This is a genomic window from Halomonas halodenitrificans DSM 735, assembly GCF_000620045.1.
Classification (GTDB): Bacteria; Pseudomonadota; Gammaproteobacteria; order Pseudomonadales; family Halomonadaceae; genus Halomonas; species Halomonas halodenitrificans.
Map to the genome: position 1 here is coordinate 50731 of NZ_JHVH01000008.1, position 23153 is coordinate 73883.

At 64.8% G+C, this 23153-nt stretch carries 24 protein-coding genes; 6 read left to right on the forward strand and 18 right to left on the reverse strand.

Features of this window, described 5'->3' with window-relative positions:
* Positions 1–4 precede the first annotated feature (4 nt).
* The 9 genes from tolR to Q358_RS0105385 all read right to left on the reverse strand — a co-directional run bounded on the left by tolR (position 5) and on the right by Q358_RS0105385 (position 7145).
* Positions 5–445 (reverse strand): protein TolR, encoded by a 441-nt coding sequence (gene tolR / locus Q358_RS0105345; protein ID WP_027961112.1) that lies wholly within the window; start codon positions 443–445, stop codon positions 5–7.
* A gap of 12 nt (positions 446–457) precedes the next feature.
* Positions 458–1147 (reverse strand): protein TolQ, encoded by a 690-nt coding sequence (tolQ, locus tag Q358_RS0105350; RefSeq protein ID WP_027961113.1) that lies wholly within the window; start codon positions 1145–1147, stop codon positions 458–460.
* A 23-nt stretch (positions 1148–1170) separates the two neighbouring features.
* Positions 1171–1575: a tol-pal system-associated acyl-CoA thioesterase gene (gene ybgC / locus Q358_RS0105355; protein WP_027961114.1), complete on the reverse strand. Its 405-nt coding sequence runs from the start codon at positions 1573–1575 to the stop codon at positions 1171–1173.
* Positions 1572–2597, reverse strand: coding sequence for a Holliday junction branch migration DNA helicase RuvB (gene ruvB / locus Q358_RS0105360; RefSeq protein WP_027961115.1), 1026 nt, complete (start codon positions 2595–2597; stop codon positions 1572–1574). The genes ybgC and ruvB overlap by 4 nt, the downstream gene beginning before the upstream one ends.
* A 4-nt stretch (positions 2598–2601) precedes the next feature.
* Positions 2602–3213 carry a Holliday junction branch migration protein RuvA gene (ruvA, locus tag Q358_RS0105365; protein ID WP_027961116.1) on the reverse strand — a complete coding sequence of 204 codons (612 nt, stop codon included), beginning with the start codon at positions 3211–3213 and terminating at the stop codon, positions 2602–2604.
* Between the two features lie 265 nt (positions 3214–3478).
* A complete protein-coding gene (ruvC, locus tag Q358_RS18520) occupies positions 3479–4018 on the reverse strand; it encodes a crossover junction endodeoxyribonuclease RuvC (protein ID WP_027961117.1) in 540 nt (179 codons plus the stop codon).
* A gap of 9 nt (positions 4019–4027) precedes the next feature.
* Positions 4028–4777 carry a YebC/PmpR family DNA-binding transcriptional regulator gene (locus Q358_RS18525; RefSeq protein ID WP_027961118.1) on the reverse strand — a complete coding sequence of 250 codons (750 nt, stop codon included), beginning with the start codon at positions 4775–4777 and terminating at the stop codon, positions 4028–4030.
* Between the two features lie 259 nt (positions 4778–5036).
* Positions 5037–6818, reverse strand: a complete 1782-nt coding sequence (aspS, locus tag Q358_RS0105380) for an aspartate--tRNA ligase (protein ID WP_027961119.1) — start codon at positions 6816–6818, stop codon at positions 5037–5039.
* A 75-nt stretch (positions 6819–6893) separates the two neighbouring features.
* Positions 6894–7145 (reverse strand): FmdB family zinc ribbon protein, encoded by a 252-nt coding sequence (locus Q358_RS0105385; RefSeq protein WP_027961120.1) that lies wholly within the window; start codon positions 7143–7145, stop codon positions 6894–6896.
* A 173-nt stretch (positions 7146–7318) separates the two neighbouring features.
* Between Q358_RS0105385 and Q358_RS0105390 the strand changes: the two genes are divergently transcribed.
* The 3 genes from Q358_RS0105390 to Q358_RS0105400 are packed head-to-tail and all read left to right on the forward strand — an operon-like array spanning position 7319 to position 10178.
* The gene (locus Q358_RS0105390) at positions 7319–8257 is read left to right on the forward strand and encodes a D-2-hydroxyacid dehydrogenase (protein ID WP_027961121.1); all 939 of its coding nucleotides are present in this window, start codon (positions 7319–7321) and stop codon (positions 8255–8257) included.
* A gap of 2 nt (positions 8258–8259) precedes the next feature.
* Positions 8260–9240, forward strand: a complete 981-nt coding sequence (locus tag Q358_RS16610) for a ribokinase (RefSeq protein WP_084286446.1) — start codon at positions 8260–8262, stop codon at positions 9238–9240.
* On the forward strand, positions 9237–10178 hold the full coding sequence (locus tag Q358_RS0105400) for a nucleoside hydrolase (protein ID WP_027961122.1): 942 nt from the start codon (positions 9237–9239) through the stop codon (positions 10176–10178). The genes Q358_RS16610 and Q358_RS0105400 overlap by 4 nt, the downstream gene beginning before the upstream one ends.
* A 16-nt stretch (positions 10179–10194) precedes the next feature.
* Here the strand turns inward: Q358_RS0105400 and Q358_RS0105405 are convergent, their stop codons facing one another.
* A complete protein-coding gene (locus Q358_RS0105405) occupies positions 10195–10467 on the reverse strand; it encodes an acylphosphatase (RefSeq protein WP_027961123.1) in 273 nt (90 codons plus the stop codon).
* 240 nt (positions 10468–10707) lie between these two features.
* Between Q358_RS0105405 and Q358_RS0105410 the strand changes: the two genes are divergently transcribed.
* Positions 10708–11751 (forward strand): Glu/Leu/Phe/Val family dehydrogenase, encoded by a 1044-nt coding sequence (locus Q358_RS0105410; protein WP_027961124.1) that lies wholly within the window; start codon positions 10708–10710, stop codon positions 11749–11751.
* 44 nt (positions 11752–11795) lie between these two features.
* Here the strand turns inward: Q358_RS0105410 and Q358_RS16615 are convergent, their stop codons facing one another.
* Positions 11796–12755 carry a YihY/virulence factor BrkB family protein gene (locus Q358_RS16615; protein WP_051530200.1) on the reverse strand — a complete coding sequence of 320 codons (960 nt, stop codon included), beginning with the start codon at positions 12753–12755 and terminating at the stop codon, positions 11796–11798.
* A 136-nt stretch (positions 12756–12891) separates the two neighbouring features.
* Between Q358_RS16615 and Q358_RS0105420 the strand changes: the two genes are divergently transcribed.
* Positions 12892–13986 carry a bifunctional nicotinamide-nucleotide adenylyltransferase/Nudix hydroxylase gene (locus Q358_RS0105420; RefSeq protein ID WP_027961125.1) on the forward strand — a complete coding sequence of 365 codons (1095 nt, stop codon included), beginning with the start codon at positions 12892–12894 and terminating at the stop codon, positions 13984–13986.
* 94 nt (positions 13987–14080) lie between these two features.
* Here the strand turns inward: Q358_RS0105420 and Q358_RS0105425 are convergent, their stop codons facing one another.
* From Q358_RS0105425 to Q358_RS0105450, 6 genes are all read right to left on the reverse strand, one after another.
* Complete coding sequence (locus tag Q358_RS0105425) at positions 14081–14998, reverse strand: LysR substrate-binding domain-containing protein (RefSeq protein ID WP_027961126.1); 918 nt, start codon at positions 14996–14998, stop codon at positions 14081–14083.
* Between the two features lie 65 nt (positions 14999–15063).
* Positions 15064–16482: a cardiolipin synthase gene (cls, locus tag Q358_RS0105430; RefSeq protein ID WP_027961127.1), complete on the reverse strand. Its 1419-nt coding sequence runs from the start codon at positions 16480–16482 to the stop codon at positions 15064–15066.
* A gap of 165 nt (positions 16483–16647) precedes the next feature.
* Positions 16648–18153 carry a fumarate hydratase gene (locus tag Q358_RS0105435; protein WP_027961128.1) on the reverse strand — a complete coding sequence of 502 codons (1506 nt, stop codon included), beginning with the start codon at positions 18151–18153 and terminating at the stop codon, positions 16648–16650.
* A gap of 254 nt (positions 18154–18407) precedes the next feature.
* The gene (uvrB, locus tag Q358_RS0105440) at positions 18408–20429 is read right to left on the reverse strand and encodes an excinuclease ABC subunit UvrB (RefSeq protein WP_027961129.1); all 2022 of its coding nucleotides are present in this window, start codon (positions 20427–20429) and stop codon (positions 18408–18410) included.
* 70 nt (positions 20430–20499) lie between these two features.
* On the reverse strand, positions 20500–20916 hold the full coding sequence (locus Q358_RS0105445; protein ID WP_027961130.1) for an OsmC family protein: 417 nt from the start codon (positions 20914–20916) through the stop codon (positions 20500–20502).
* A 54-nt stretch (positions 20917–20970) separates the two neighbouring features.
* Entirely contained in the window at positions 20971–21168 is a 198-nt protein-coding gene (locus tag Q358_RS0105450) for a hypothetical protein (RefSeq protein ID WP_027961131.1), read from the reverse strand.
* A 136-nt stretch (positions 21169–21304) separates the two neighbouring features.
* Here Q358_RS0105450 and ygfZ point away from each other — a divergent pair, with 136 nt between their 5' ends.
* A complete protein-coding gene (gene ygfZ / locus Q358_RS0105455; RefSeq protein WP_043487708.1) occupies positions 21305–22342 on the forward strand; it encodes a CAF17-like 4Fe-4S cluster assembly/insertion protein YgfZ in 1038 nt (345 codons plus the stop codon).
* Positions 22343–22379: 37 nt separating this feature from the next.
* Here the strand turns inward: ygfZ and Q358_RS0105460 are convergent, their stop codons facing one another.
* On the reverse strand, positions 22380–23141 hold the full coding sequence (locus Q358_RS0105460) for a TatD family hydrolase (protein WP_027961133.1): 762 nt from the start codon (positions 23139–23141) through the stop codon (positions 22380–22382).
* Positions 23142–23153 lie beyond the last annotated feature (12 nt).

Consider the following 23153-nt stretch of genomic DNA (forward strand, 5'->3'; position numbering starts at 1 on the left):
GGTGTCACTCCTCCCCGCTGGGGGGCTCGGAGATCAGGCCGACGCTGCCGACACCCGCGGTCTGCAAGGTGCCCATCAGGGTCACCACCCGGCCATAGGAGACGTTGCGGTCCCCGCGCACCATCACCGGCGTGCCGGGCTTGCGCTCCAGAAGAATGATCACGCGGTCCGCGACCTCTTCGAGGGGCATGGCGGTCTCCTCTCCGCCGATGGAGAGGTAGTGCTGGCCGTCGCGGTCCACCGAGACGATGATCGGGTCGCTATCCTCGGGGGGATCGATGGGCTCGGAGGTCACCTGGGGAAGGTCGACGTTCACCCCCTGGGTCAGCATGGGTGCGGTGATCATGAAGATCACCAGCAACACCAGCATGACGTCGATAAAGGGGACCACGTTGATCTCGCCCATGGGCTTGCGGGCTCCGCCGCGATGAAAGGGTCCATGCATGACGTGACTCCCTCAGGCGCCGGCGGCGTCGGACCGCCCCTGCAGATTACGGTGCAGGATGGAGTGAAACTCCTCGGCGAAGTCCTCGTACTTGCCCAGCATGCGGCCCGACTCGGCCGTGAGGCGGTTATAGAAGATCACCGCCGGGATGGCGGCAAAGAGCCCCATGGCCGTGGCAATCAGGGCCTCGGCAATCCAGGGGGCAACGGTAGACAGCGTCGCCTGCTGGGCCATGGAGAGTGACTGGAAGGACCCCATGATGCCCCACACGGTGCCAAACAGGCCGATATAGGGGCTGGCCGAGGCCACGGTCGCCAGGAAGACCAGGTGGCGATTGAGGCGCTCCTCTTCCCGGGACCAGGCCACTCGCATGCTGCGCTGTACCCCGTCGAGAATCGCCTGGGGGCTGCGTGTCTTGGGCATCAGACGGTTGAACTCACGAAAGCCGGCGCGAAAGATGTGCTCTCCCCCTTCGGTTTCCTGCTCCGGGGGGACCTCGCGGTACAACTCATTGAGATCGACCCCGGACCAGAAGCGGTCCTCGAACCCGCGATGGATCTTGCGGGCGCGGCGCATCAGGAAGGTACGTTGAAAGATCACGATCCATGAAAGGAGTGAGCCCACCGTCAGCAACAGCATGACAAGCTGCACCACGGTACTGGCATTCATGATCAAGTGGGGAATGGACATGGCGTCGTTCACGGAAATCCTCGTCAGGCTTGCGGTTAGGCGAAAAAGGGAGCCAATGGCTCGGCGAGTACCGGGGGCCAGGGCATGGGCTTGTGGCGCTTGGCATCGATACAGGCGATGTCGACTCTCGCCTCGCACAGAGGTTCCCCATCGCGGGTCACGACCTGGGCGAATTGCAGCCGGGCACGCCCCGCCGTCAGCACCTCGGCGCTGACCGCCAGGGAATCATCCAGCCTGGCGGGCCTGATATAACGACACTCGAGCCGGTGGACGACCAGCTGGACCCCGGTCTCGAAGAGCTCATGCTGGGTGATGCCCCGTGCCCGGAGCCATTCACTGCGGGCACGCTCCATATATTTGAGATAGTTGACGTAATAGACGATGCCGCCGGCATCGGTATCCTCGATGTAGACCCGCACCGGGAAGCTGAATTCGCTCATGGGCGCGCCTCTCCCGCCGCCGGCGAAGGGGGCAGGCCAAAATGCTGCCACGCCTGACGGGTCACCACGCGCCCGCGGGCGGTGCGCATCATCAAGCCTTGTTGAATCAGATAGGGCTCGATCACGTCCTCGATGGTATCGCGCTCTTCGCCGATGGCGGCGGCCAGGGAGTCGACGCCTACCGGTCCGCCGTCGAACTTCTCCATCATGGCCAGCAGCAGTCGGCGATCCATGTGGTCGAGACCATGCTGATCCACGTGGAGCATATCCAGGGCCCGGTCGGCGATGGCGGCGTCAATATCGCCGCTGCCACGCACCTCGGCATAATCGCGCACCCGGCGCAGCAGGCGGTTGGCGATGCGCGGGGTGCCCCGCGAGCGCCGTGCCACCTCCAGGGCGCCTTCGGATGCGGCCTCGACGCCCATCAGGCGGGCCGAGCGGGCGACGATCTCGGTGAGTTCCTCGATGGCATAGAACTCCAGGCGCTGCACGATGCCGAAACGGTCGCGCAGCGGCGAGGTGAGCAGTCCCGCACGCGTGGTGGCGCCCACCAGGGTGAAAGGCGGCAGGTCCAGCTTGATGGAGCGTGCCGCCGGCCCCTCGCCGATCACGATGTCGAGCTGGAAGTCCTCCATGGCGGGATAGAGAATCTCCTCCACCACGGCCGAGAGACGATGGATCTCGTCGATAAACAGCACATCGCCCGGCTCGAGGTTGGTCAGCATGGCGGCCAGGTCGCCGGCGCGCTCCAGCACCGGCCCCGAGGTCGACTTCAACCCGACGCCCATTTCCTCGGCGATGATATTGGCCAGCGTCGTCTTGCCGAGCCCGGGCGGGCCAAACACCAGGGTGTGATCGAGGCTTTCGTTGCGCCCGCGTGCGGCCCCGATAAAGATCTCGAGCTGCTCGCGGACCCGGGGCTGGCCGATATAGTCGGCGAGTCGCTTGGGGCGGATAGCGCGGTCGACGGGCTCCTCGCCCTCGCGGACATCGGCGGCGATCAAACGGTCACTCTCCAGCATGGCGCTACCCCGCCATCCGGCGGCTGAGCGCCGCCTTGATCATGGCCTCGGTGCTGTCTTCGCCCTCGAGGCCGGCGAGCATCCGGGCCGCCTCGGCCGGCTTGTAGCCGAGGCTGACCAGTGCCGCTTCGGCATCGGCCAGCGGGTCCTGGCGTGGTTCCCCGGAAGGGGCCGTACCCTCCGGTCCCGCAACGCCAGGCTCGGGGGCCTCCCAGTGCGGGAAGCGGTCGCGCATCTCGATGATCAGGCGTTCGGCGGTCTTCTTGCCGACACCGGGCAGGCGCGTCAGTGACTTGACGTCGTCATCGAGCACGCAGCGCCGAAAGGCGTTCTCATCCATGCCCGACAGGATGGCCAGGGCGAGCTTGGGGCCCACGCCATTGACCTTGATCAGCGCACGGAAGAGGGTCCGCTCCTGGTCACGCACAAAGCCATACAGCAGATGGGCATCGTCACGCACGGTGAGATGGGTATAGAGCGTCACCGATTCGCCGGCGGCCGGCAGGGCCACCAGCGTGGTCATCGAGGCCTCCAGCTCATAGCCGACACCGGCCACGTCCACCACCAGCCAGGGGGGCTGTTTGTCGAGAAGCGTGCCTCGCAGGCGTCCGATCATGGAAAGTCGTATCCTTGCATCAGGGTTAACGGCAGGCACCATCGATGCCGCCACTTATGACGAGTGCCGCCACTTATGACGAGCGCCGCCACTTATGACGAGTGCCGCCACTTATGACGAGCGCCGCCACTATGGCTGGTGCCGCCACTATGGCTGGTGCCGCCACTATGGCTGGTGTCGCCACTATACTGGTCGGCCCCGGGGCTGACCAGTCCGGGGGAACAGTGTTCGAGAACGCCATCACTGTCCCCGAAAAGCGACACCGTCAGGGTCGATAGTCTCGCCAGGAATCGCCCTTGCGCCGGCCGCGATGGCCGCCGAAACTGCCGCTCGTCACCAGGCCGCGTCGCGCATAGGCATGGGTCAGGGCGATGCCCAGCGCATCGGCGGCATCGGCCTGGGGTGTCGCGGATAGCCCCAGGATGGCGGTGACCATATGCTGCACCTGGAGCTTGTCGGCGCGTCCCGAGCCGGTCACCGCCTGCTTGATCTGGCGCGGGCCGTATTCGCTGACCGGCAGCCCATGGTTGGCGGCGCAGACGATGGCGGTGCCGCGGGCCTGGCCCAGCTTGAGCGCCGAATCGGCGTTCTTCGACATCACCACCTGCTCGATGGCGAACTCCCCGGGGCGATGCACGCCGATCAGCTCGCTGACGCCGGCATAGACCTGAGCGAGCTTCTGGGCCAGGTCGTCGGCGCGGATGCGGATACAGCCACTGGCCACATAGCGCGGCTTGGCGGCGGTCACGTCCAGCACGCCATAGCCGGTGATCCGCGAGCCGGGGTCGATGCCCAGAATCAGCATGCCACTCCCCTATTCGATGGCATCGAGAATGGCATCGTCGAACTCCGCATTGGTGGTGACGTTCTGGACGTCGTCCAGGTCCTCGAGCATGTCGATCAGGCGCACCACCTTGCGGGCCAGGTCCTCGTCCTGGATCGGTGTGGTGGTCTCCGGGAAGAGTCCCAGCTCACTGCGCTCAGGGGTGAGCCCTGCCGCGATCAGTGCCTCCTTCACCTCATGGTAGGCATCGGGGCGGGTGACCACCTCCAGGGTGTCGTCATCCAGGGTCACGATATCCTCGGGTTCGGCCTCCAGGGTGGCCTCTATCACCGCTTCCTCGGAGATGCCCGCGGGAAGCGCCAGGCGCCCCTGCTGGTGGAACATGAAGGCCACGGACCCGCTGGTACCCAGGTTGCCACCGCTCTTGTTGAAGGCGTGTCGCACCTCGGAGACAGTTCGATTGCGGTTATCGGTGAGGCATTCGACCATCAACGCCACCCCTTCCGGCCCATAGCCCTCGTAGATGCACTCCTCCATGGCATCGTCATCGGCATTGCCGGCACCCCGGTCGACGGCGCGCTGCACGGTATCCTTGGGCATGTTGTGGCCCAGCGCCTTGTCGACGGCCGTGCGCAGGCGCGGGTTGTCGGCGGTGTCCGGGCCACCCTGGCGCGCGGCCACGGTAAGCTCGCGGATCAGCTTGTTGAAGATCTTGCCCCGCTTGGCGTCCTGAGCCGCCTTGCGGTGCTTGATGTTGGACCATTTGCTATGGCCGGCCATATTACCTCCGGTGTATCCAGAAACGCAGACAGTCACGGGGTCTTCCGTGGCGAGGGGCGCCGACGGTAGGCCAAAGAGGAGGTCCTACGCCAAGGATGGCGTCGGTAGCGCCCAGGGAAGGGTTCACAGCGCCTCCTCGTCGGCCTGCCGCCGGGTTAGCCCCGGGGAAAAAGTCATAACATCAGCGCCCGAGAGAAAACAGGACACAACACCGGCGCCCTGAGGCGCCGGTGAAAGGGGCTGGTGAGGCGGCCGAGGCTTACTCCTCGGCGGTCTCTGTCCTCGCCTTCTGGCGCAGACGGATATTGAGCTCCTTGAGCTGGTCGCCGCCGACCTCGCCCGGGGCGTCGGTCATCAGGCAGGCCGCGCTCTGGGTCTTGGGGAAGGCGATGACCTCGCGGATGGTGCGCCCGCCGGTCATCAGCATCACCAAACGGTCGAGGCCGAAGGCCAGGCCACCATGGGGCGGCGCCCCGTATTGCAGCGCATCCAGCAGGAAGCCGAACTTCTCGCGGGCCTCGTCCTCGCCGATGCCGAGAATCTCGAAGACGCTACGCTGCATCGCCTGGTCGTGGATACGAATGGAGCCGCCACCCAGCTCGGTGCCGTTCAGCACCATGTCATAGGCCCGGGACAGCGCCTCGGCGGGATTCGCCTTGAGCGCTTCGGGACTGCACGCCGGCGAGGTAAAGGGGTGATGCAGCGGGCTCAGGCGACCCGCGTCGTCGGCCTCGAACATCGGGAATTCCACCACCCACAGCGGCGCCCATTCCTGGGTATAGAGGTCGAGATCCTCACCCAGCTTGACCCGCAGGGCACCGATCGCCTCGTTGACGATGCGTGCCTTGTCGGCGCCGAAGAAGATGATGTCGCCATCCTCGGCCCCCACGCGGTCGAGCAGCTGCTCTACCACGTTCTCCATGAACTTGACGATGGGCGACTGGAGGCCTTCCAGCCCCTTGGCACGCTCATTGACCTTGATCCATGCCAGCCCCTTGGCACCGTAGATGCCGACAAACTGGGTGTAGGCGTCGATCTCCTTGCGGGACAGCTTGGCACCGCCCGGGACGCGCAGGGCCGCGACGCGACCGTCGTCGGCGCTGGCCGGCCCGGAGAAGACCTTGAAGTCGACCTGGGTCATCAGGTCGTCGACATCGGTGAGCTCCAGCGGAATGCGCAGGTCGGGCTTGTCGGAGCCGTAGCGATTCATGGCCTCATGCCAGGTCATGCGCGGGAATTCGGGGAGCTTGGCGCCGAGCACGTCCTGGAACAGCTGGCGGATCATCGACTCGGTGATGCCCATGATGTCCTCTTCCTCCACGAAGGAGGCCTCGAGGTCGATCTGGGTGAATTCCGGCTGACGATCGGCGCGCAGGTCCTCGTCGCGGAAGCACTTGGCGATCTGGTAGTAGCGATCGAAGCCGGCCACCATCAGCAGCTGCTTGAACAGCTGCGGCGACTGGGGCAGCGCGAAGAAGCTGCCCGCATGGGTACGACTCGGCACCAGATAGTCACGGGCGCCCTCGGGGGTAGCGCGGGTCAGGATCGGCGTCTCGATGTCGAGGAAGCCTTGCCCCTCGAGGTAGGCACGCACGCTGTGAGAGATGCGTGAGCGCAGGCGCAGCTTGTCGATCATCTCCGGGCGGCGCAGGTCGATATAGCGATGCTTGAGGCGGACCTCTTCGCCTACCTTGCCGTGATCGTCGAGCTGGAACGGCGGCGTGGCGGCGGTGTTGAGCACTTCCACCTGCTTGGCCAGCACCTCGATCATGCCGGTCGGCATGTTGGGGTTCTGGGTCCCCTCGGGGCGCAGCCGCACACGACCCTGAATGCGCAGCACAAACTCGCTGCGGGCGCGGTCGGCGTTGGCGAAGGCCTCGGCGGTATCGGGGTCGACCACGACCTGGGCGATGCCATCGCGATCGCGCATGTCGAGGAAGATCACGCCCCCGTGGTCACGGCGGCGGTGTACCCAGCCGCACAGGGTGACCGTCTGGTCCACCAGGGTCTCGTTGAGCTGGCCGCAATAATGGCTGCGCATGTCGTGTCCTGTTCTGTTGCGTGGTGTAAGTCGAATAACGTTCGAAAATAGGGTCGAATCGATGAGGGGCCGACCTCAGGCCGCCGCACCGTCCTTGCTGCTTGTCTTGTCGCTGCCGCCGTCCCCGGCAAGATTCTTCTTGCCGCCGGACTTGAAGTCGGTCTCGTACCAGCCATCACCGGCCAGCCGGAAGCCGGCGGCGGAGACCAGGCGCGAAAGCGCCGAGGCCGTGCAGGCGGGACAATCGGTCAACGGCTCGGCGCTCAGCTTCTGGAGCTTCTCCAGGCGATGGCCGCAGGCCTTGCACTCGTACTCGTAGATGGGCATGGTTTGCTCACTCCAAATCGTCACTACCCAATTCAGGACGCGGTCGGGCCCGACCCGACCCCGATGGATATGGGGCCGAGTGTGGCGACTTCCAAGCCTGCCAAAGCGCGCTATTATAGCGCGCCTCATACCTGTGCGGGCAAGGCGCCCCTCATACAACGAGGAACCCTGTAATGAAAGCCGTCCTTCTCGATGCCGCAAGCCTCGGCCCCGATATCGATCTCGCTCCCCTTCACGAGCAGGTAGAGACGCTGGTGGTGCACGAGCGCAGTACCACTCATGAGGCCCAGGCCAGGCTGGCCGACGCCGAGATCGCCATCGTCAACAAGGTGGTGCTGGACGCCGCGACCCTGGAGGCCCTGCCCTCCCTGAAGCTGATCTGCGTGCTGGCCACGGGCACCAACAATATCGATATGGCCACCGCCAATCGCCTGGGTATCGCGGTCAAGAACGTCACCGGCTATGGCACCGCGAGTGTCGCCCAGCATACCCTGATGCTGCTGCTGAACCTGGCGAACCGGCTGCCCCTCTATCGGCACGACGTGGCGGCGGGCCACTGGAACCAGAGCCCCTTCTTCTGCCTGATGGACCACCGCACCCTGGAGCTCGAGGGCAAACACCTGGCCATCGTCGGCCAGGGGGAACTCGGGGGGCGCGTGGCCCAGCTGGCCGAGGCCCTGGGCATGCGGGTAACCTTTACCGCCCGCCCCGGCAACGAGGCCCATGATGCCCGCCCCGGCCTGCTCGAGCTGGCCCCCGATGTGGATGCCGTCAGCCTGCACTGCCCGCTCAGCGAGGCCACCCACCACCTGGTCGATGCCGACCTGCTGGCCCGGCTCAGGCAGGATGCCCTGCTGATCAACTGCGCCCGTGGCAGCATCATCGACGAGGTCGCGGCCCTGGACGCCCTGCGTGCCGGGCGCCTGGGTGGACTTGCCGTCGATGTCCTCCCCGAGGAGCCGCCTCGAGATGGCCATCCGCTGCTCGACGCCCTGCACGAGCCGCTCAACCTGATCGTGACGCCTCACAACGCCTGGATTACCCCCGAGGCGCGTCAGAATGTCGTATCGCTGACGGTCAATAACCTGCAAGACTGGCTCAGGGGGCATTGACCATGACCGGGCATGACGCTACTCGACATCCTGTCGTTTCCGGTGGTGCAGGTGGCCATTCCCAGTGTCATGAGTTTCATTGCCATAACTTCGGCTCGATCAATCTGGACCATGTCTATCGGGTGCCTCACCTGGTACATCCGGGCGAGACGCTTGCCAGCCTTGACTATCGAGTCGGCCTCGGGGGCAAGGGGGCCAACCAGTCGCTGGCCATGGCCCGGGCCGGGGGGCGCCTGAGTCACTGGGGGCGACTGGGGCGACAGGACGCCTGGGCACGCGATGCCCTGGCCCGGGACGGCGTCGACGTTTCCACGATCATGCTGGTCGATGGGCCCAGCGGGCACGCCATCATCCAGGTAGATGACGCCGGCGAGAATGCCATTATCCTGTTCCCCGGGGCCAATCATGAGACGTCCAGGCAGGAGCTGGCCGACCTCCTTGCCGCCTCACGCCCGGGTGACTGGCTGCTGCTGCAGAACGAGCGCAACGGCCTGGAGGAACTGATACCCCTGGCCGTGGCGCATGGACTGAAGGTGGCCTTCAATCCGGCCCCCATGGACAGCAGCGTCGCCAGGCTCCCCCTTCAGCAATGCTCCTTGCTCTTCGTCAACCGCACCGAGGCGGCCCTGCTCTGCGGGCTCGCCGTGGAAAGCAGCGCCGAGGCGCTGCTCGATGCCCTGGCGGCGCAACTGCCCGGGGCCGAGGTAGTCCTGACCCTGGGGGGCGAAGGTGCCTGGCATCAGCAGGCAGGCCTGCGCCGCCACCAGCCGGCCCTGCCGGTCGTGGCGGTGGACACGACCGGTGCCGGCGACACCTTTGTCGGCTACTATCTCGCGGCACTGCAGGCCAACCTGCCTGTCGAGGAGTGCCTGCGGCGCGCCGCCACCGCCGCGGCACTGGGCGTTCAACGAGCCGGTGCCGCCGACAGCATCCCCTTCCTCGACGAGGTCGAGGGCTGGGGGGCCACAAGGAGAACTCGATGACTCACCCGATCATTTTCGATACCGATCCGGGCGTGGACGACGCCCAGGCCATCGCCATCGCCTTGCGCCATCCGAAGCTTGAGCTATTGGGCATGACCACCACCTACGGGAATGTGGATGTCGAGGTCGCCACCCATAACGCCCTGCTGCTCGCCCAGCTGGCGGGGCGCGAGATACCCGTTGCCCAGGGCGCCGCGGCGCCTCTGGTGAAGAGGCGCCATGCACCGCCCGCGCATATCCACGGCGCCAACGGCCTGGGCGATATCCCCCTGCCGGCGGTCAACCGCCAGGCGGAATCCAGGAGTGCGGCGCAGTTTATCGTCGACACCGTGAACGAACGCCCCGCCGAGGTGACCCTGGTGGCCGTTGGGCCCCTGGGCAATCTGGCCGCGGCGCTACAGCTCGACCCGACCATCATCGACAAGGTGAAGGGCGTGGTGATAATGGGCGGCTCGATTCACGAAGGCGGGAACGTGACTCCCGTGGCCGAAGCCAACATGTTCAACGACCCCGACGCCGCGGCACGGGTACTCACCGCCGGCTGGCCGCTGACCCTGGTGGGTCTGGACGCCACCCATCGCTGTGTGCTGAGGCCATCGCACATGGCGAGAATCGAGGCCGGTCAGGGTGAGCTGGGTCGGTTGCTGGCCGGCAGCTATGCCTTCTATCGGGACTTCTACCACGAGTTCCTGGGTATCGATGGCTGCTGCCCCCACGACAGCTGCGCCCTGGCCTGGTTGCTGCAGCCTGAGCTGTTCACCACGGCACGGGGCCACCTGTCGGTGGTCACCGACGGCGCGGCGGAGGGGCAGACACTCTTCGCTCCCGAGGGTCGCGGCTTTATCGAGGAGCGCTGGTCAACGACGCCGCTGGTCGACGTCTGCCTCGAGGCCGATGGCCAGGCCATCAGCGATTGGATCGCCGACGTCCTGGCGTGACGCCGAGGTCTTCTCCCTAACCGGTACGGAAGTCGTCCGGAGCATGCGTCTCGATGACCTCGAGTCCCACATGGGTGACTCTTGCATTTTCCGGGCCTTTCCATAGCCACTCACTGAATACCCTGACGGCTTCCTTCTGGCCACACGCCAGCACCTCCACACGGCCGTCGGGCAGGTTGAACGCATGCCCCGTCAGGCCTTGCTTCAGTGCCTGTTCCTGGGCGGCACGACGATACCAGACGCCCTGGACCTTGCCGGTCACCAGGGCCTTCACACAGGTCATTTCCATGGCAGGTACCTCATCTGAATGCGTGACCCCCGCACTGACTCGCGAGGGGATATGGAGCGAGGATATGGCCTTTCTACCAATCATGCACCTGTCTCTGCCAGCCTGCCCGCCGCTTTCTTCTCGCGGTGGCTTGCATTAGTCTTGAGGGCAGCTTCGCCGGCGGCCACAAGCCAGCATGGGCGAAGCCGTGCCCTACCCGGGCCATCAACAACGATAATCCTCACAAGGGAGAGACACATCATGTCTGTCTTCGAACACCCGGAGTTCGACCGTCATCAGCAGGTCGTATTCGGCAGCGACGCCGCCAGCGGCCTGCGTGCCATCATCGCCATCCATGACACCACACGTGGACCCGCCCTGGGCGGCCTGCGCATCTACCCCTATGCCAGCGAGGCCGATGCCCTGACCGACGTGCTTCGTCTCTCGCGTGGCATGAGTTACAAGTCCGCCATGGCCGGCTTGTCACTGGGTGGTGGAAAGGCGGTGATAATTGCCGACCCGCATACCGAAAAGACTCCGGCGATGTTGCAGGCCATGGGGCGACTGGTGGAATCCCTGGGGGGGCGCTATATCACCGCCGAGGATTCGGGCTCGGGTGAGGCCGACATGCAGATAATCGCCGAAGAAACGAGCCACGTCAGCGGACTGGCTCAGTCCGGAGAGGACTCCGGAGACCCCTCCCCCTATACGGCCTGGGGCGTGTTCTGTGCACTGAAGAGTGCCGTGCGCCACGGCCTGGGCCGCTCCGAGCTCGAGGGGCTTCGCGTGGCGGTTCAGGGCGTTGGTCAAGTGGGTGCCCATCTGGCTCGCCACCTGCACGCGGCGGGAGCGCAGCTCGTGCTGACCGACGTCAACCGTCAGGCCCTTGCCCTGCTCGCCGAAGAGCTGGGCGCAGAGGCGGTAGCCCCGGAGGCCATCTTCGATGCCGACGTTGATCTCTTCGCTCCCTGCGCCATGGGGGCCGTGCTGGACGAAGACATAGTCGAACGACTCAAGGCCAGGGTCATTTGCGGAGCCGCCAACAATCAGCTGGCCACCCCCGAAATCGCCGACCGGCTGATGGCTCGCGGCATCCTGTATACGCCGGATTATGTAGCCAATGCCGGCGGGGTCATGGATATCGCCGGACAGCGACTCGATGGTCACGACCATGATGCGGCGATGCGGCGGATCGAAGGCATCGGTACGACGCTCGACGAGCTCTTCGCCCGGGCCGCCCGCGAAGACTCCAGCCCGGCTCAGATAGCCGACATCATGGCCCGGGAGCGTTTCGGACGCGGCTGAGGGCCGGCGTCCAGAACACCGGCCCTCAGCCCCGGAGGGCGACGTCAGGAGGCGTCGCCCTCCGGGGCTGGTGTCTCCATCAGCTCGCGCTTGACCACCACGGCAGAGTTGCGCGGCACCAGGCGCTTGCCTCGCGCCAGGAGGTGGCAGCGAGTAAAGGCGGCGCCAAACAACAGAATCAGCGATGAGTAGTAGACCCACAGCAGGATCATCACCACCGACCCCGCCGCACCATAGGTGGACGCGGTGGCCGTATGCGACAGATAGAGTGCAATCATCGAGCGACCGATCGCAAACAGCAGCGCCGTGACCACGGCCCCCACCACCACGTCCCGCCAGTCAAGCACCACATCCGGAAGAATCTTGAAGATGGTCGCGAAGAGCGCGGCAATCAGGACCAGGGAGACGAGAAATTCCGCTCCCGTCGTCAGCAGGCCCATATAGGGCAACAAGGTGTCGGCGGCTTGCAGGGCGGCACGCAGCATGACGCCCAGCACCAGGGAGACCAGCAGGATGAAGCCGATCGAAAGCACCACGGTCAGCGACAGCAGGCGGTTCTTGATAAACACCAGGGCGCTGTTGGCGCTGGGGCGAGCCGTCACTCCCCAGATGGTATTCAGGGAGAACTGCATCTGGGCGAACACCGTGGTAGCACCCACGGCCAAGGCGCCGAACCCCAGCAGCGTGGGAAGCAGCCCCGACTCCTGGATGCGTGAATGGGCTACGGCCTGTTCGATGGCGGTGGCGGCCTCCGGGCCCATGGTGCCCTGCAGCTGCGCGACGATCTGACCCTGGGCGGCTTCTTCGCCGAGGACCAGGCCGATCACGGTGACCGCGATGATAACGGTGGGCGCCAGTGAGAACAGCGTGTAGAAAGCCAGGGATCCCGCGTAGCTGAAGGCATTGCGCTCCAGCCATAGCTGAATCGCACCCTGCATCACGCGCCACCAGAACATGATCCCGGCCTTGAGCCGGCTGGGCGTCAGCTTTCTCGGATCGAACATCGCATTCCCCGCATCCCTGTGATTTAGGCACAGGATACCCGAAGCCTGCCCGGGGCGTCTTGCTGTCACCCGCTGGACATTGCAAGCCACTGAGGAGAAAAACATAATGGGGCCGTCATCATCATCTGGGCCCATCATGACTCCTTTCACGGACGCCAATTCGGAGAGCCCCGATTTCGACTGCCTGGTCTTCATCGGACGCTTTCAGCCACCCCACCTGGGCCACCTTGCCGTGATCCACGAGGCCCTGAAGCGTGCCCGACAGGTGATCGTCATGGTGGGGTCGGCATGGCAGGCGCGATCGCTGCGCAATCCGTGGCGCTTCGAGGAGCGTCGCGCCATGCTGCGCAGCGCCTTCGATGCCGACGATAATGAACGCCTGGCCATCGTGCCGCTGCTCGATGCCCTCTACAACAATGATGTCTGGGTGCGTGACGTACAGCGCAAGGTGCGTGATATTGCCAGCCCACTGGAGGCACGCCTGCCGCGTATTGGCTTGATCGGGGCGAACCGGGGCCAGTCCAGCTATTACCTTACGCTGTTTCCCCAGTGGGAATCGGTCAGTGTTCCCCTGGTGGAAGGCATCTCCGCCAGCCAGATCCGCGAGAGACTGTTTCATTCCTCCCCGTCGGCCGGCGACTATCTCAGCACCGGTGCATCCCATGACCTGCCTCCCGGTGTCGTCGATACCCTGTGTGACTTCTGCGCCGGGTATGATTATCGCCAGTTGATCGAGGAACAGGTGCTGCTGGATCAATATCGCAGTGCCTGGGCCCAGGCGCCCTACCCGCCCATCTTCGTCACCGTCAACGCGGTGGTGGTGCAATCCGGCCACGTGCTGCTGGTGCGCCGCACCGCGGCTCCCGGCAAGGGGCTCTATGCGCTGCCCGGCGGCTTTATCAATCCCCATGAACGGCTGCTGGATGCCTGCCTGCGAGAACTTCGTGAACGCGTGCGTCTCAAGGTGCCGGAACCGGTGCTGAAGGGGTCACTGCGGGGACAGCGGCTGTTCGACGAACCCCATCGGAGCTGGCGGGGGCGGACCCTGGCAGAGGCCTTCTACTTCGCGTTGCGACCCGAACAGCAGCTACCCCGGCTGAAGCCGGTCCAGGGCGGCGATCATGCCCGCTGGGTGGCACTCGCCGATCTCGATCCGGAGAGTCTGTTCGAGGACCACTTCTTTATCATCCAGGATTTCCTGGGCCTGCCCGCCGATTTCGGCAGCTCCTGACATCACGACCAGCCGCGAGCAGGGCCGTGACAGGAACCGCGACCGGAACGGCGCACTCGAGCACCGAACCCGAGCGTCGCGCCCAGCGGCGGGATCAACCCTGCAGGAAGTCGCGGGGTAGCTTCTGCATCTGCTTCCAGAGCTTTTCGACGCCGGGCTTGTGAACCAGGGAACAGCGATATAGCCGGATCTCCAGCGGTATATCCCACTTCTCGTCACCGGCGCGAACCAGACGCCCCTGCTTCAATTCCTGGCGGATGCAGAAGTCGGGGATCCAGGCCAGGCCCATGCCCTGCATCACCATGCCCTTGAGGCCCTCGGCCATGGCCGTTTCGTACACGGTACGTAGCCGCAGGCGCAGCGGATCGTTCTTGAGTAACATGCGCACGCTGCGACCCAGGAAAGCGGCTTGGGTATAGGCGAGGTAGGGAATCGACTCTTCCCCCTCCAGGGAGAAGCGTGGTTCACCATCCTCGTCCGGGAGGCATACAGGGGCCATCTTGACCTGGCCGATGGAAAATGACGGGAAGACCTCGGAGTCGAGCTGCATGGTGGCATGGGGATCATGATAGGCCAGCATCAGATCACAGTTGCCCTCCCGCAGCACGTGGATCGCCTCGCCCACGTTCATTGCCAGCAGTCGAGTGGGGAGTTCACCGATGCCCTGCTGAAGGCGCGAGATCCAGGGCGGAAAGAAGCTTAGCGCCAGGGAATGAGCCGCGACGATATCCAGCGCCTCGTTGGCCATGGCAAGCCCCCGCAGATGCCCGAGACTCTCGTTGAGTTGCTCGACCAGGTTACGGGCGGTGACCAGAAAGAGCTGCCCTTCCGGCGTCAGCCCCACCGGTGTGGTGGAACGATCCACCAGAGTGGCACCGACCGCCTGCTCCAACGAGCGAATGCGACGACTGAAGGCGGGCTGGGTCACATGACGCTGGCGCGCCGAAGCGGAAAAGCTGCGCGTATTGGCTAGAGCAACGAAGTCCTCTAGCCACTTGGTCTCGAGGTTCACCGCGACTCCCGGTTCGGAGTGTGAATAACGGCCGGACTCGCCGACCACCGCAACTAATTAATATATCACTGAATTGGAGCCATCAGGTAGGCGGCTCGGGATATCAGCTTGCGCCATAGCGGACGCGAGGTGATCTCCTCGACCTCGATCCGGCGACAGTCTCTGAAATCCTTTTCGAGCATGCTGTGGACCTGGGCGGCGAACTGACGATCCGGCAGGAAGGCCGTGATCTCGAAGTTCAACCGGAATGACCGATTATCGAGATTGACGGTGCCCACACAGGCCGAGGCGTCATCGATCAGCATCACCTTCTGATGCAGGAAGCCGGGCTGATAGCGGTAGACCTTGACCCCGGCGCGGAGCATATCGGGAAGAAAGGAGAAGGCGGAGAGAAAGACCAGCAGATGGTCGGGACGCTCGGGGATCATGATCCTTACGTCGACCCCCCGCATGGCCGCCAGGCGCAGGGCATCCTGCACCCCCTGATCGGGCACGAAGTAGGGACTGGTGACCCAGAATCTTTCCCGGGCACTATGTATCGCATGCTGAACAAGCAGGCCGGCGGTGTCCTGATTGTCAGCCGGCCCCGAGGGCACGATCACCACATTATGACACTCCTCGCAGGTCTGGGTGGGCTTCCAGGAGAGATTGATCAGCTCGCCGGTCGCCCAGTGCCAGTCTTCCCAGAAGGCTTCCTGCAGCCCCAGGGCGCTGGGACCCACAAGCTTGAGGTGAGTATCACGCCAGGGGCCATGACGTGGATGCTGGCCCAGGTACTCGACGCCGACATTGAAGCCACCGAGCCACCCTTCCTTGCCATCCACCACCAGGATCTTGCGATGGTTGCGGAAATTGATCTGGAAACGATGCTTGAAACCACGCGAGGAGCGAAAGGCACTCACCTCGATGCCCTCCTCCACCAGGCCCCGCAGGAAATCGTCGTTGAGCTTATGACTGCCTATCTCGTCATACAGAAAGTAGACCCTGACCCCCCGCTCGGTGGCCCCCTTGAGGTGTCGCTTCAGCTTGGCACCCAGCGCATCGTCGCGCACGATAAAGAATTGCACCAGGACATACTCTTCGGCCCTGTCGATACCGTCGAAGAGGCTCTCGAAGGTCGCCTGGCCATCGACCAGCAGCTCGGCGCGGTTGCCACTGGTCAGCGGCATCTGGGCCAGCTGCTCCACGGCGCGCACATCGGGATCGTGGACATCCGTGAGGTAGGGGTCGATATGCGAGCGATAGCGGGCCAGCACTCGGCGTAATATGCTGTCGCGCTGTCCTCGAGCGGTGACATAACCATAGAAGCGTGGCTGGCCGAAGATCCAGTAGGCCGGCACGGCGAGATAGGGAAAGGTGAGCAGCGAGAGAATCCAGGCGACGGCACCCTGGGAGGTGCGGCTGGACAAGAGCGCCAGTACCGCCGAGAGAACTCCCAGCACGTACATCGTAAAGATCGCAAGCCCGATCAGCCAGGACGTCATGAGCTCTCCCTGCAAGGTAATGATCACCGGCATCGCCGGGGCACCTCGGCACCGACTCTTCGGCGCATGAAAGGCACCCTCGTGATACCCCATGTATCGTGGGGAGCATACCCAAACCACAGAGGCCCCGCCAGGTGGCGGGGCCTCTGGCATCATCACCCGACGTCACGCACGCTCGGCGATGATCTCCTTCCACTTGGCGGGACCCGTCTGGTGTACCGAGGTACCCTGGCTGTCGACCGCCACGGTCACCGGCATGTCCTCTACCTCGAACTCGTAGATGGCCTCCATGCCCAGGTCCTCGAAGCCCACCACGCGAGCCTTCTTGATGGCCTGAGCCACCAGGTAGGCGGAGCCGCCAACGGCCATCAGGTAGATGGCCTTGTTGTCGCGGATCGCCTCGATGGCCGCTTCGCCACGCTCGGCCTTGCCGACCATTCCCAGCAGGCCCGTTTCCTCGAGCATGGTGCGCGTGAACTTGTCCATTCGTGTGGCGGTGGTCGGGCCGGCCGGGCCCACGACCTCATCGCCTACCGGGTCCACGGGCCCCACGTAATAGATAAAGCGTCCTTGCATATCCACGGGTAACGGCTCGCCCTTGGCGATCATGTCGACCATGCGCTTGTGGGCGGCATCGCGGCCGGTGAGCAACTTGCCGTTAAGCAGCAGGGTATCGCCGGGCTGCCAGGTCTGCACTTCCTGTGGCGTCACGTTGTCGAGATCGACCCGCTTGACGTTATCGCCCGCCTCGCGCGTGACCTCCGGCCAGTCCTCCAGCCGGGGTGCCGGCAGCGCCGCCGGGCCCTTGCCATCCAGGGTAAAGTGGGCGTGGCGTGTGGCGGCGCAGTTGGGAATGATCGCCACCGGCTTGTTGGCCGCATGAGTAGGATAGTCCCTGACCTTGATATCGAGCACCGTGGTCAGGCCACCCAGGCCCTGGGCGCCGATGCCGCTCTGGTTGACGCGGTCGAACAGCTCCAGGCGCAGTTCCTCGGCACGGCTGGAAGCGCCGCGCGCCTGCAGCTCCTGGATGTCGATGGGGTCGAGGAGCGCCTCCTTGGCGATTTCCATCGCCTTCTCGGCGGTCCCCCCGATGCCGATACCCAGCATTCCCGGGGGGCACCACCCTGCCCCCATCCTGGGCAGCTGCTCCATGACCCAATCGACCACGTTGTCGGACGGGTTGAGCATGGCGAACTTGGACTTCGCTTCGCTACCGCCCCCCTTGGCGGCGACATGCACCTCGACGGTGTCGCCGGGGACGATCTTGTGATGAATGATCGCCGGCGTATTGTCACCGGTGTTCCTGCGGGCGCCGTCCGGGTCGGCCAGCACCGAGGCCCGCAGCACATTGTCGGGAAGCTGATAGGCGCGACGCACCCCCTCATTGACCATGTCGTCGAGGCTCATGTCGGCCTCCCAGCGGACATTCATGCCCACATGGACGAAGACGGTAACGATGCCGGTATCCTGGCAGATGGGGCGATGACCCAGGGCGCACATCCGTGAGTTGATCAGGATCTGGGCAATGGCATCCTTGGCGGCCGGGTTCTCCTCGCGCTCATGGGCCTGGGCCATGGCATCGATGAAATCCTTGGGGTGGTAATAGGAGATGTACTGCAGGGCATCGGCAACGCTCTGGATCAGGTCGTCCTGACGAATCACGGTCATGGGCAAGGAGCTCCTTAACTGGTCGGCACGCCCGCCTTCAGGTGGCATTTGTCTGCCGGAGAGCGGGCTCTCGCAGGGGCATTATACCCTACCCCCCGGCCTGTCGACATCGATGCCGCTAAAGTTGGCCGATGTGATGGGTGCGATGCTAGATAACGGTATAAATATCGTTATGCGAGTCAACATTTACCCGCCGGTAGCCGAAACCAAGGGCCCCAAGGACCCTGATCCCGGTCTTGCAAGGCCAAGGCGCGCTACCCCAGCGCCAGCTGGCGTTCCTTGAGCTGGTTCAGCTTGTCTCGCAAGCGTGCGGCCTCCTCGAACTCGAGATTCTGGGCGGCCTCGAACATGGCATCCTCGATTCGGGTAAGCTCGCGCATCAGCTCCTGAGGCGACAGATCGGCGGGATCGTAGACGCCATCCGGCTCGGCGACCTTGCGCTCGCCGCGGCGGCCCTTGCCCTTCTTCCCCGGCGTCTGGGCCGCTTCGAGAATATCCGCCACCGAGCGGGTCACCGTGGTCGGCGTGATCCCGTGCTCTTCGTTGAAGGCTTGCTGCTTGGCGCGACGACGCTCGGTCTCCTCCATGGCACGGCGCATGGAATCGGTGACCCGGTCGGCATAGAGGATGGCACGGCCGTTGGCATTACGCGCCGCCCGGCCGATGGTCTGGATGAGCGAGCGCTCGTTGCGAAGGAAGCCCTCCTTGTCGGCATCCAGGATCGCCACCAGCGAGACCTCCGGGATATCGAGCCCCTCGCGCAGCAGGTTGATACCCACCAGGACATCGAACTTGCCCAGGCGCAGGTCGCGAATGATCTCCACCCTCTCCACCGTATCGATATCCGAGTGCAGATAACGCACGCGCACCCCGTGCTCATCCAGGTACTCGGTCAGGTCTTCCGCCATGCGCTTGGTCAGCGTGGTCACCAGTACCCGCTCGCCGACACCGGCGCGGCGATGAATCTCGGACAGCAGGTCGTCCACCTGGGTGGTGGCCGGGCGCACCTCCAGCTCCGGATCGAGCAGCCCCGTGGGGCGCACCACCTGTTCCACCACGCTGCCGGCATGCTCGGCCTCGTAGGGCCCCGGCGTTGCCGACACGAAGATGGTCTGGGGGCAGATCGCCTCCCACTCCTCGAACTTCATCGGCCGGTTATCGAGCGCCGAGGGCAGGCGGAAACCGTACTCCACCAGGGTCTCCTTGCGGGAGCGGTCCCCCTTGTACATGCCCCCCACCTGGGGGACGCTGACGTGGCTTTCATCGATAAACAGCAGCGAGTCATCCGGCAGGTAATCGAAGAAGGTAGGCGGCGCATCGCCGGGGTTGCGCCCCGACAGGTAGCGGGAGTAGTTCTCGATACCGTTGCAGTAGCCAAGTTCCAGCATCATCTCGATATCGTAGAGGGTGCGCTGCTCCAGGCGCTGGGCCTCCACCAGCCGCTCGTGCTTCCTTAGCCAGTCGAGGCGCTCGACGAGCTCCGCCTTGATCCGGTCGATGGCGCCCAGAATCGTTTCTCGGGGCGTCACATAATGCGACTTGGGGTAGATGGTCATGCGCGGCACCTCGGCGCGCACCTCCCCGGTCAGAGGGTCAAACAGCCGGATGGTGTCGATCTCGTCATCGAACAGCTCGACCCTCACCGCCTCGTCCTCGGCATCTGCCGGGAAGATATCGATCACGTCGCCGCGCACCCGATAGGTGCCACGCTTGAAGTCCATGTCGTTGCGCGTGTACTGCAGCTCGGCGAGTCGCCTCAGGAGCTTGCGCTGGTCGATCAGCTCGCCACGCGTGAAGTGCAGGCGCATCTTGAGGTACTGGTCGGGATCGCCCAGGCCATAGATGGCCGATACCGAGACCACGATCAGGGCATCCCGACGCTCGAGGAGTGCCTTGGTAGCCGACAGGCGCATCTGCTCGATATGGTCATTGATCGAGGCGTCCTTCTCGATGAAGGTGTCCGAGGACGGCACATAGGCCTCGGGCTGGTAGTAATCGTAGTAGGAGACGAAGTACTCCACGGCGTTATCCGGGAAGAACGCCTTGAACTCGCCATAGAGCTGGGCCGCCAGGGTCTTGTTGGGGGCCATGACGATGGTCGGACGCTGGAGGCGTTCGACCACATTGGCCATGGTGAAGGTCTTGCCGGAGCCCGTGACACCGAGCAGGGTCTGATGGGCAAGCCCGGAGTCCAGGCCGTTTATCAGTCCATCGATGGCCGCTGGCTGATCACCGGCGGGCCGAAACTTCGAGGCGAGGCGAAAGGGCTTGCTCATGGTGACTCCGCGTAGTTACTCCAGGTCGTGCAACGGCCCCGGCGGGCGTTGCCGAACACTCGACCCCGGATCAGGCCGGCGTCACGGCCCGCGTGCTTACCTCCACCGTGGCGCTGGTCATCAAACGGTGGATCGGGCACTTGTGGCTGATGTCCTCGAGGCGCGCGATCTGTTCCGGGTCGGAAATACCGTGGAAGTTCATCACCACCTCGAGGCGATAGGTACCCTGGCGCTCCTCGCTGTCATCACGGTGTACCTTCACGCTGATTCCCTCGAGGGGCCACTCCTTGCGGCGGGCATACATCATCGAGGTAATCGCCTTGCAGGCACCCAGCGACAGATCGAAGTAGTCGTGAGGGTCGGGGGCCGTCTCCTCGCCGCCATAGGCCTCCGGCACGTCGACAAACAGATCTTCGAAGTCATCGAGTTCCACTCGTTGACGAAAGATATGGTTGCGTACGCTCTCGATCTCAATGGTCTTCTTCATGCAAGTTACTCTCCATTCACTTCAGGGCCGTCGCAGATGGCAACACCGCTCCGCTCACTTGACGTCGATGGGAAGCCCCAGGGCCTTTACCGCCTTGATCAGCGCCTCGCGTCGAACACGCCCTTCCACCTCGGCACCGTGACGCCCCACCTCGGCGCTGTCGACACCGTCGAGCATCATCAACGCCGTGGTGATGCGGTTGACCTGGTCGGCGTCGACTACGCCCTCGAAGTTCAGCGATTGATGTGCCATGACGTGACTCCTGGCTGGCATGGATCAAGCGGCGAGTCTAGCACGCCCCGGCCCCGGACAGCAGCGGTTGCAATGTCGCACCGGCGCCCACATGTATCGGGTATACCAACACTTTTCCCGATACGACGAGGCTCTCATGCACGACTGGATTACCGGGCTGGGCGCACGCGCGCTCGCCGACGACCGTATCACCTTCGACGGCCAGGATGACGCCCGTCGAACGCTGGACGGCACGGCCGTGACCCCCCTCGTTCAGTTCGGTGTGCTCGATGTGCTGGGCGCCGACGCCGAGAAATTCCTCCAGGGCCAGGCGAGCGCCCAACTGACGCTCGTCAAGGGAGACTTCGCCCCGCTGACCGTGTTCTGCAGCCCCAAGGGGCGCATACTGGCCAACGCCCAGTTGATGCGCATCGCCGAGGAGCACTATCGCCTGGTGCTCCACCGCGACCTGGTCGAGCCCCTGGCCGCACATCTGGGCAAGTTTGCCGTCTTCTACCGGGTCGAGCTCAAGACCCGGGATGACCTGGCGCTGATCGGCCTGATCGGCCAGGAAGCCGGCGCCCTCGCCGAGGTGCGGCTGGATACGCCGCCCCCGTCGGCCTGGCACCAGGCCGGCGATGCCGATACACAGCTGCTTGCCCACCCGGGGCCTCGCCCGCGACTGCTGGCCATCCTGCCCACCGAGCAAGCCACCGAGCTCTGGCCACGCCTGACGGAGCAGGCCACGCCGGTGGGCAATGCCGTCTGGTCCCTGCATGACATCCAGGCCGGCCTGGCCTGGCTGACCTCACACCATCGCGATGCGCTCCTGCCCCAGATGATCAACTGGGAGGCGCTGGGCGGCATCAGCTTCAAGAAGGGCTGCTACACCGGGCAGGAGGTCGTGGCCCGCGCGCATTTTCGGGGACAGGTAAAGCGTCGCCTGATGCGCGGCCAGCTCGAGGGCGACGCCTTGCCGGAGATCGGCAGCGCGGTACTCGACCACCGTGACAAGGCCGTAGGCGAAGTGCTCGCCACGGAGCTAGATGCCTATGACCAGGCCGAGGTGCTGGTGGTGCTGAGCACCAAGGAGGACATCGGTCCGCTCAGCGTGGCCGGCCAGACCCTCAAGGTGTTGAAGCTGCCCTACCCCGTCGAACGCCTCGACCCGGAAACCCTGCACGACCGGGGCTAGGCGCCGGCGGGTCGTCGATGCCGGTTACGCCTGCCGGCTAGGCCAGCCTGAACAGCCGGCGCGTCGTCGCGTCGGCACTGGCCGCCACCTCCTCCACGGCCTGGTGCCGCAGCGCCGCTACCGCCCGACACACTTCGGCGACCCGCGCCGGCTCGTTACGCTGGCCCTGATGGCCGGCAAGCGGCATGTCGGGGCTATCGGTCTCCAGCACGAAGCCATCGTCGGGCAGGCTCTGTACGGCGCGGTGCAGCCGCCTCGCGCGGTCGAAGGTTACGGCTCCCCCCAGTCCGAGGACAAAGCCGAGATCGAGAAACCGCCTGGCCTGCTCGGGCGATCCCGCGAAGGCATGGATCAACCCCCCGGCGGGAAGCGCCAGCTGGCGCAGCCGTTTGGCCACCTTGTCATTGGCCTGGACGCAGTGGACCACCGCCGGCAGGCCATGCGCCCTGGCGAGCCTGAGCTGGGCATCGAAGAGCCGCCACTGGGCCTCGAGAGTCTCGGGAAAGCGGGCATCGATGCCGCACTCTCCTACCGCCACCACCTGGGGATTGTCGTCCAGCGACCGGGCCAGGGCATCGATATCCGCATCGCAATGGGCATCCATAAAGTAGGGGTGCAGCCCCAGGCAGGGACTGATCGCGTCGCGCTCACCCAGCGCCAGCACTCCCGACCAGCGGACGCGGGTCGTGCCGGGCACGACGAAATGCTGCACTCCTGCCGCCCGGGCCCGGGCGATGACCGCCTCTCGATCGGCGTCGAAGTCGGGGAAGTCCAGATGGCAGTGGGCATCGATCAACATGAGTCGTAAGCG

Bases quoted from the DNA above. Each gene is read 5' to 3' on its own strand.
- Q358_RS0105410 (WP_027961124.1), top strand. From the start codon at position 10,708: ATGTCTGTCTTCGAACACCCGGAGTTCGACCGTCATCAGCAGGTCGTA.
- ruvC (WP_027961117.1), bottom strand. From the start codon at position 4,018: ATGCTGATTCTGGGCATCGACCCCGGCTCGCGGATCACCGGCTATGGC.
- tolR (WP_027961112.1), bottom strand. From the start codon at position 445: ATGCATGGACCCTTTCATCGCGGCGGAGCCCGCAAGCCCATGGGCGAG.
- cls (WP_027961127.1), bottom strand. From the start codon at position 16,482: ATGACGTCCTGGCTGATCGGGCTTGCGATCTTTACGATGTACGTGCTG.
- Q358_RS0105390 (WP_027961121.1), top strand. From the start codon at position 7,319: ATGAAAGCCGTCCTTCTCGATGCCGCAAGCCTCGGCCCCGATATCGAT.
- Q358_RS0105460 (WP_027961133.1), bottom strand. From the start codon at position 23,141: ATGTTGATCGATGCCCACTGCCATCTGGACTTCCCCGACTTCGACGCC.
- Q358_RS18525 (WP_027961118.1), bottom strand. From the start codon at position 4,777: ATGGCCGGCCATAGCAAATGGTCCAACATCAAGCACCGCAAGGCGGCT.
- aspS (WP_027961119.1), bottom strand. From the start codon at position 6,818: ATGCGCAGCCATTATTGCGGCCAGCTCAACGAGACCCTGGTGGACCAG.
- Q358_RS0105445 (WP_027961130.1), bottom strand. From the start codon at position 20,916: ATGAAGAAGACCATTGAGATCGAGAGCGTACGCAACCATATCTTTCGT.
- Q358_RS0105435 (WP_027961128.1), bottom strand. From the start codon at position 18,153: ATGACCGTGATTCGTCAGGACGACCTGATCCAGAGCGTTGCCGATGCC.
- Q358_RS0105405 (WP_027961123.1), bottom strand. From the start codon at position 10,467: ATGGAAATGACCTGTGTGAAGGCCCTGGTGACCGGCAAGGTCCAGGGC.
- ruvB (WP_027961115.1), bottom strand. From the start codon at position 2,597: ATGCTGGAGAGTGACCGTTTGATCGCCGCCGATGTCCGCGAGGGCGAG.
- ybgC (WP_027961114.1), bottom strand. From the start codon at position 1,575: ATGAGCGAATTCAGCTTCCCGGTGCGGGTCTACATCGAGGATACCGAT.
- Q358_RS16615 (WP_051530200.1), bottom strand. From the start codon at position 12,755: ATGTTCGATCCGAGAAAGCTGACGCCCAGCCGGCTCAAGGCCGGGATC.
- ruvA (WP_027961116.1), bottom strand. From the start codon at position 3,213: ATGATCGGACGCCTGCGAGGCACGCTTCTCGACAAACAGCCCCCCTGG.
- Q358_RS0105385 (WP_027961120.1), bottom strand. From the start codon at position 7,145: ATGCCCATCTACGAGTACGAGTGCAAGGCCTGCGGCCATCGCCTGGAG.
- Q358_RS0105420 (WP_027961125.1), top strand. From the start codon at position 12,892: ATGACTCCTTTCACGGACGCCAATTCGGAGAGCCCCGATTTCGACTGC.
- ygfZ (WP_043487708.1), top strand. From the start codon at position 21,305: ATGCACGACTGGATTACCGGGCTGGGCGCACGCGCGCTCGCCGACGAC.
- Q358_RS16610 (WP_084286446.1), top strand. From the start codon at position 8,260: ATGACCGGGCATGACGCTACTCGACATCCTGTCGTTTCCGGTGGTGCA.
- uvrB (WP_027961129.1), bottom strand. From the start codon at position 20,429: ATGAGCAAGCCCTTTCGCCTCGCCTCGAAGTTTCGGCCCGCCGGTGAT.
- Q358_RS0105450 (WP_027961131.1), bottom strand. From the start codon at position 21,168: ATGGCACATCAATCGCTGAACTTCGAGGGCGTAGTCGACGCCGACCAG.
- Q358_RS0105400 (WP_027961122.1), top strand. From the start codon at position 9,237: ATGACTCACCCGATCATTTTCGATACCGATCCGGGCGTGGACGACGCC.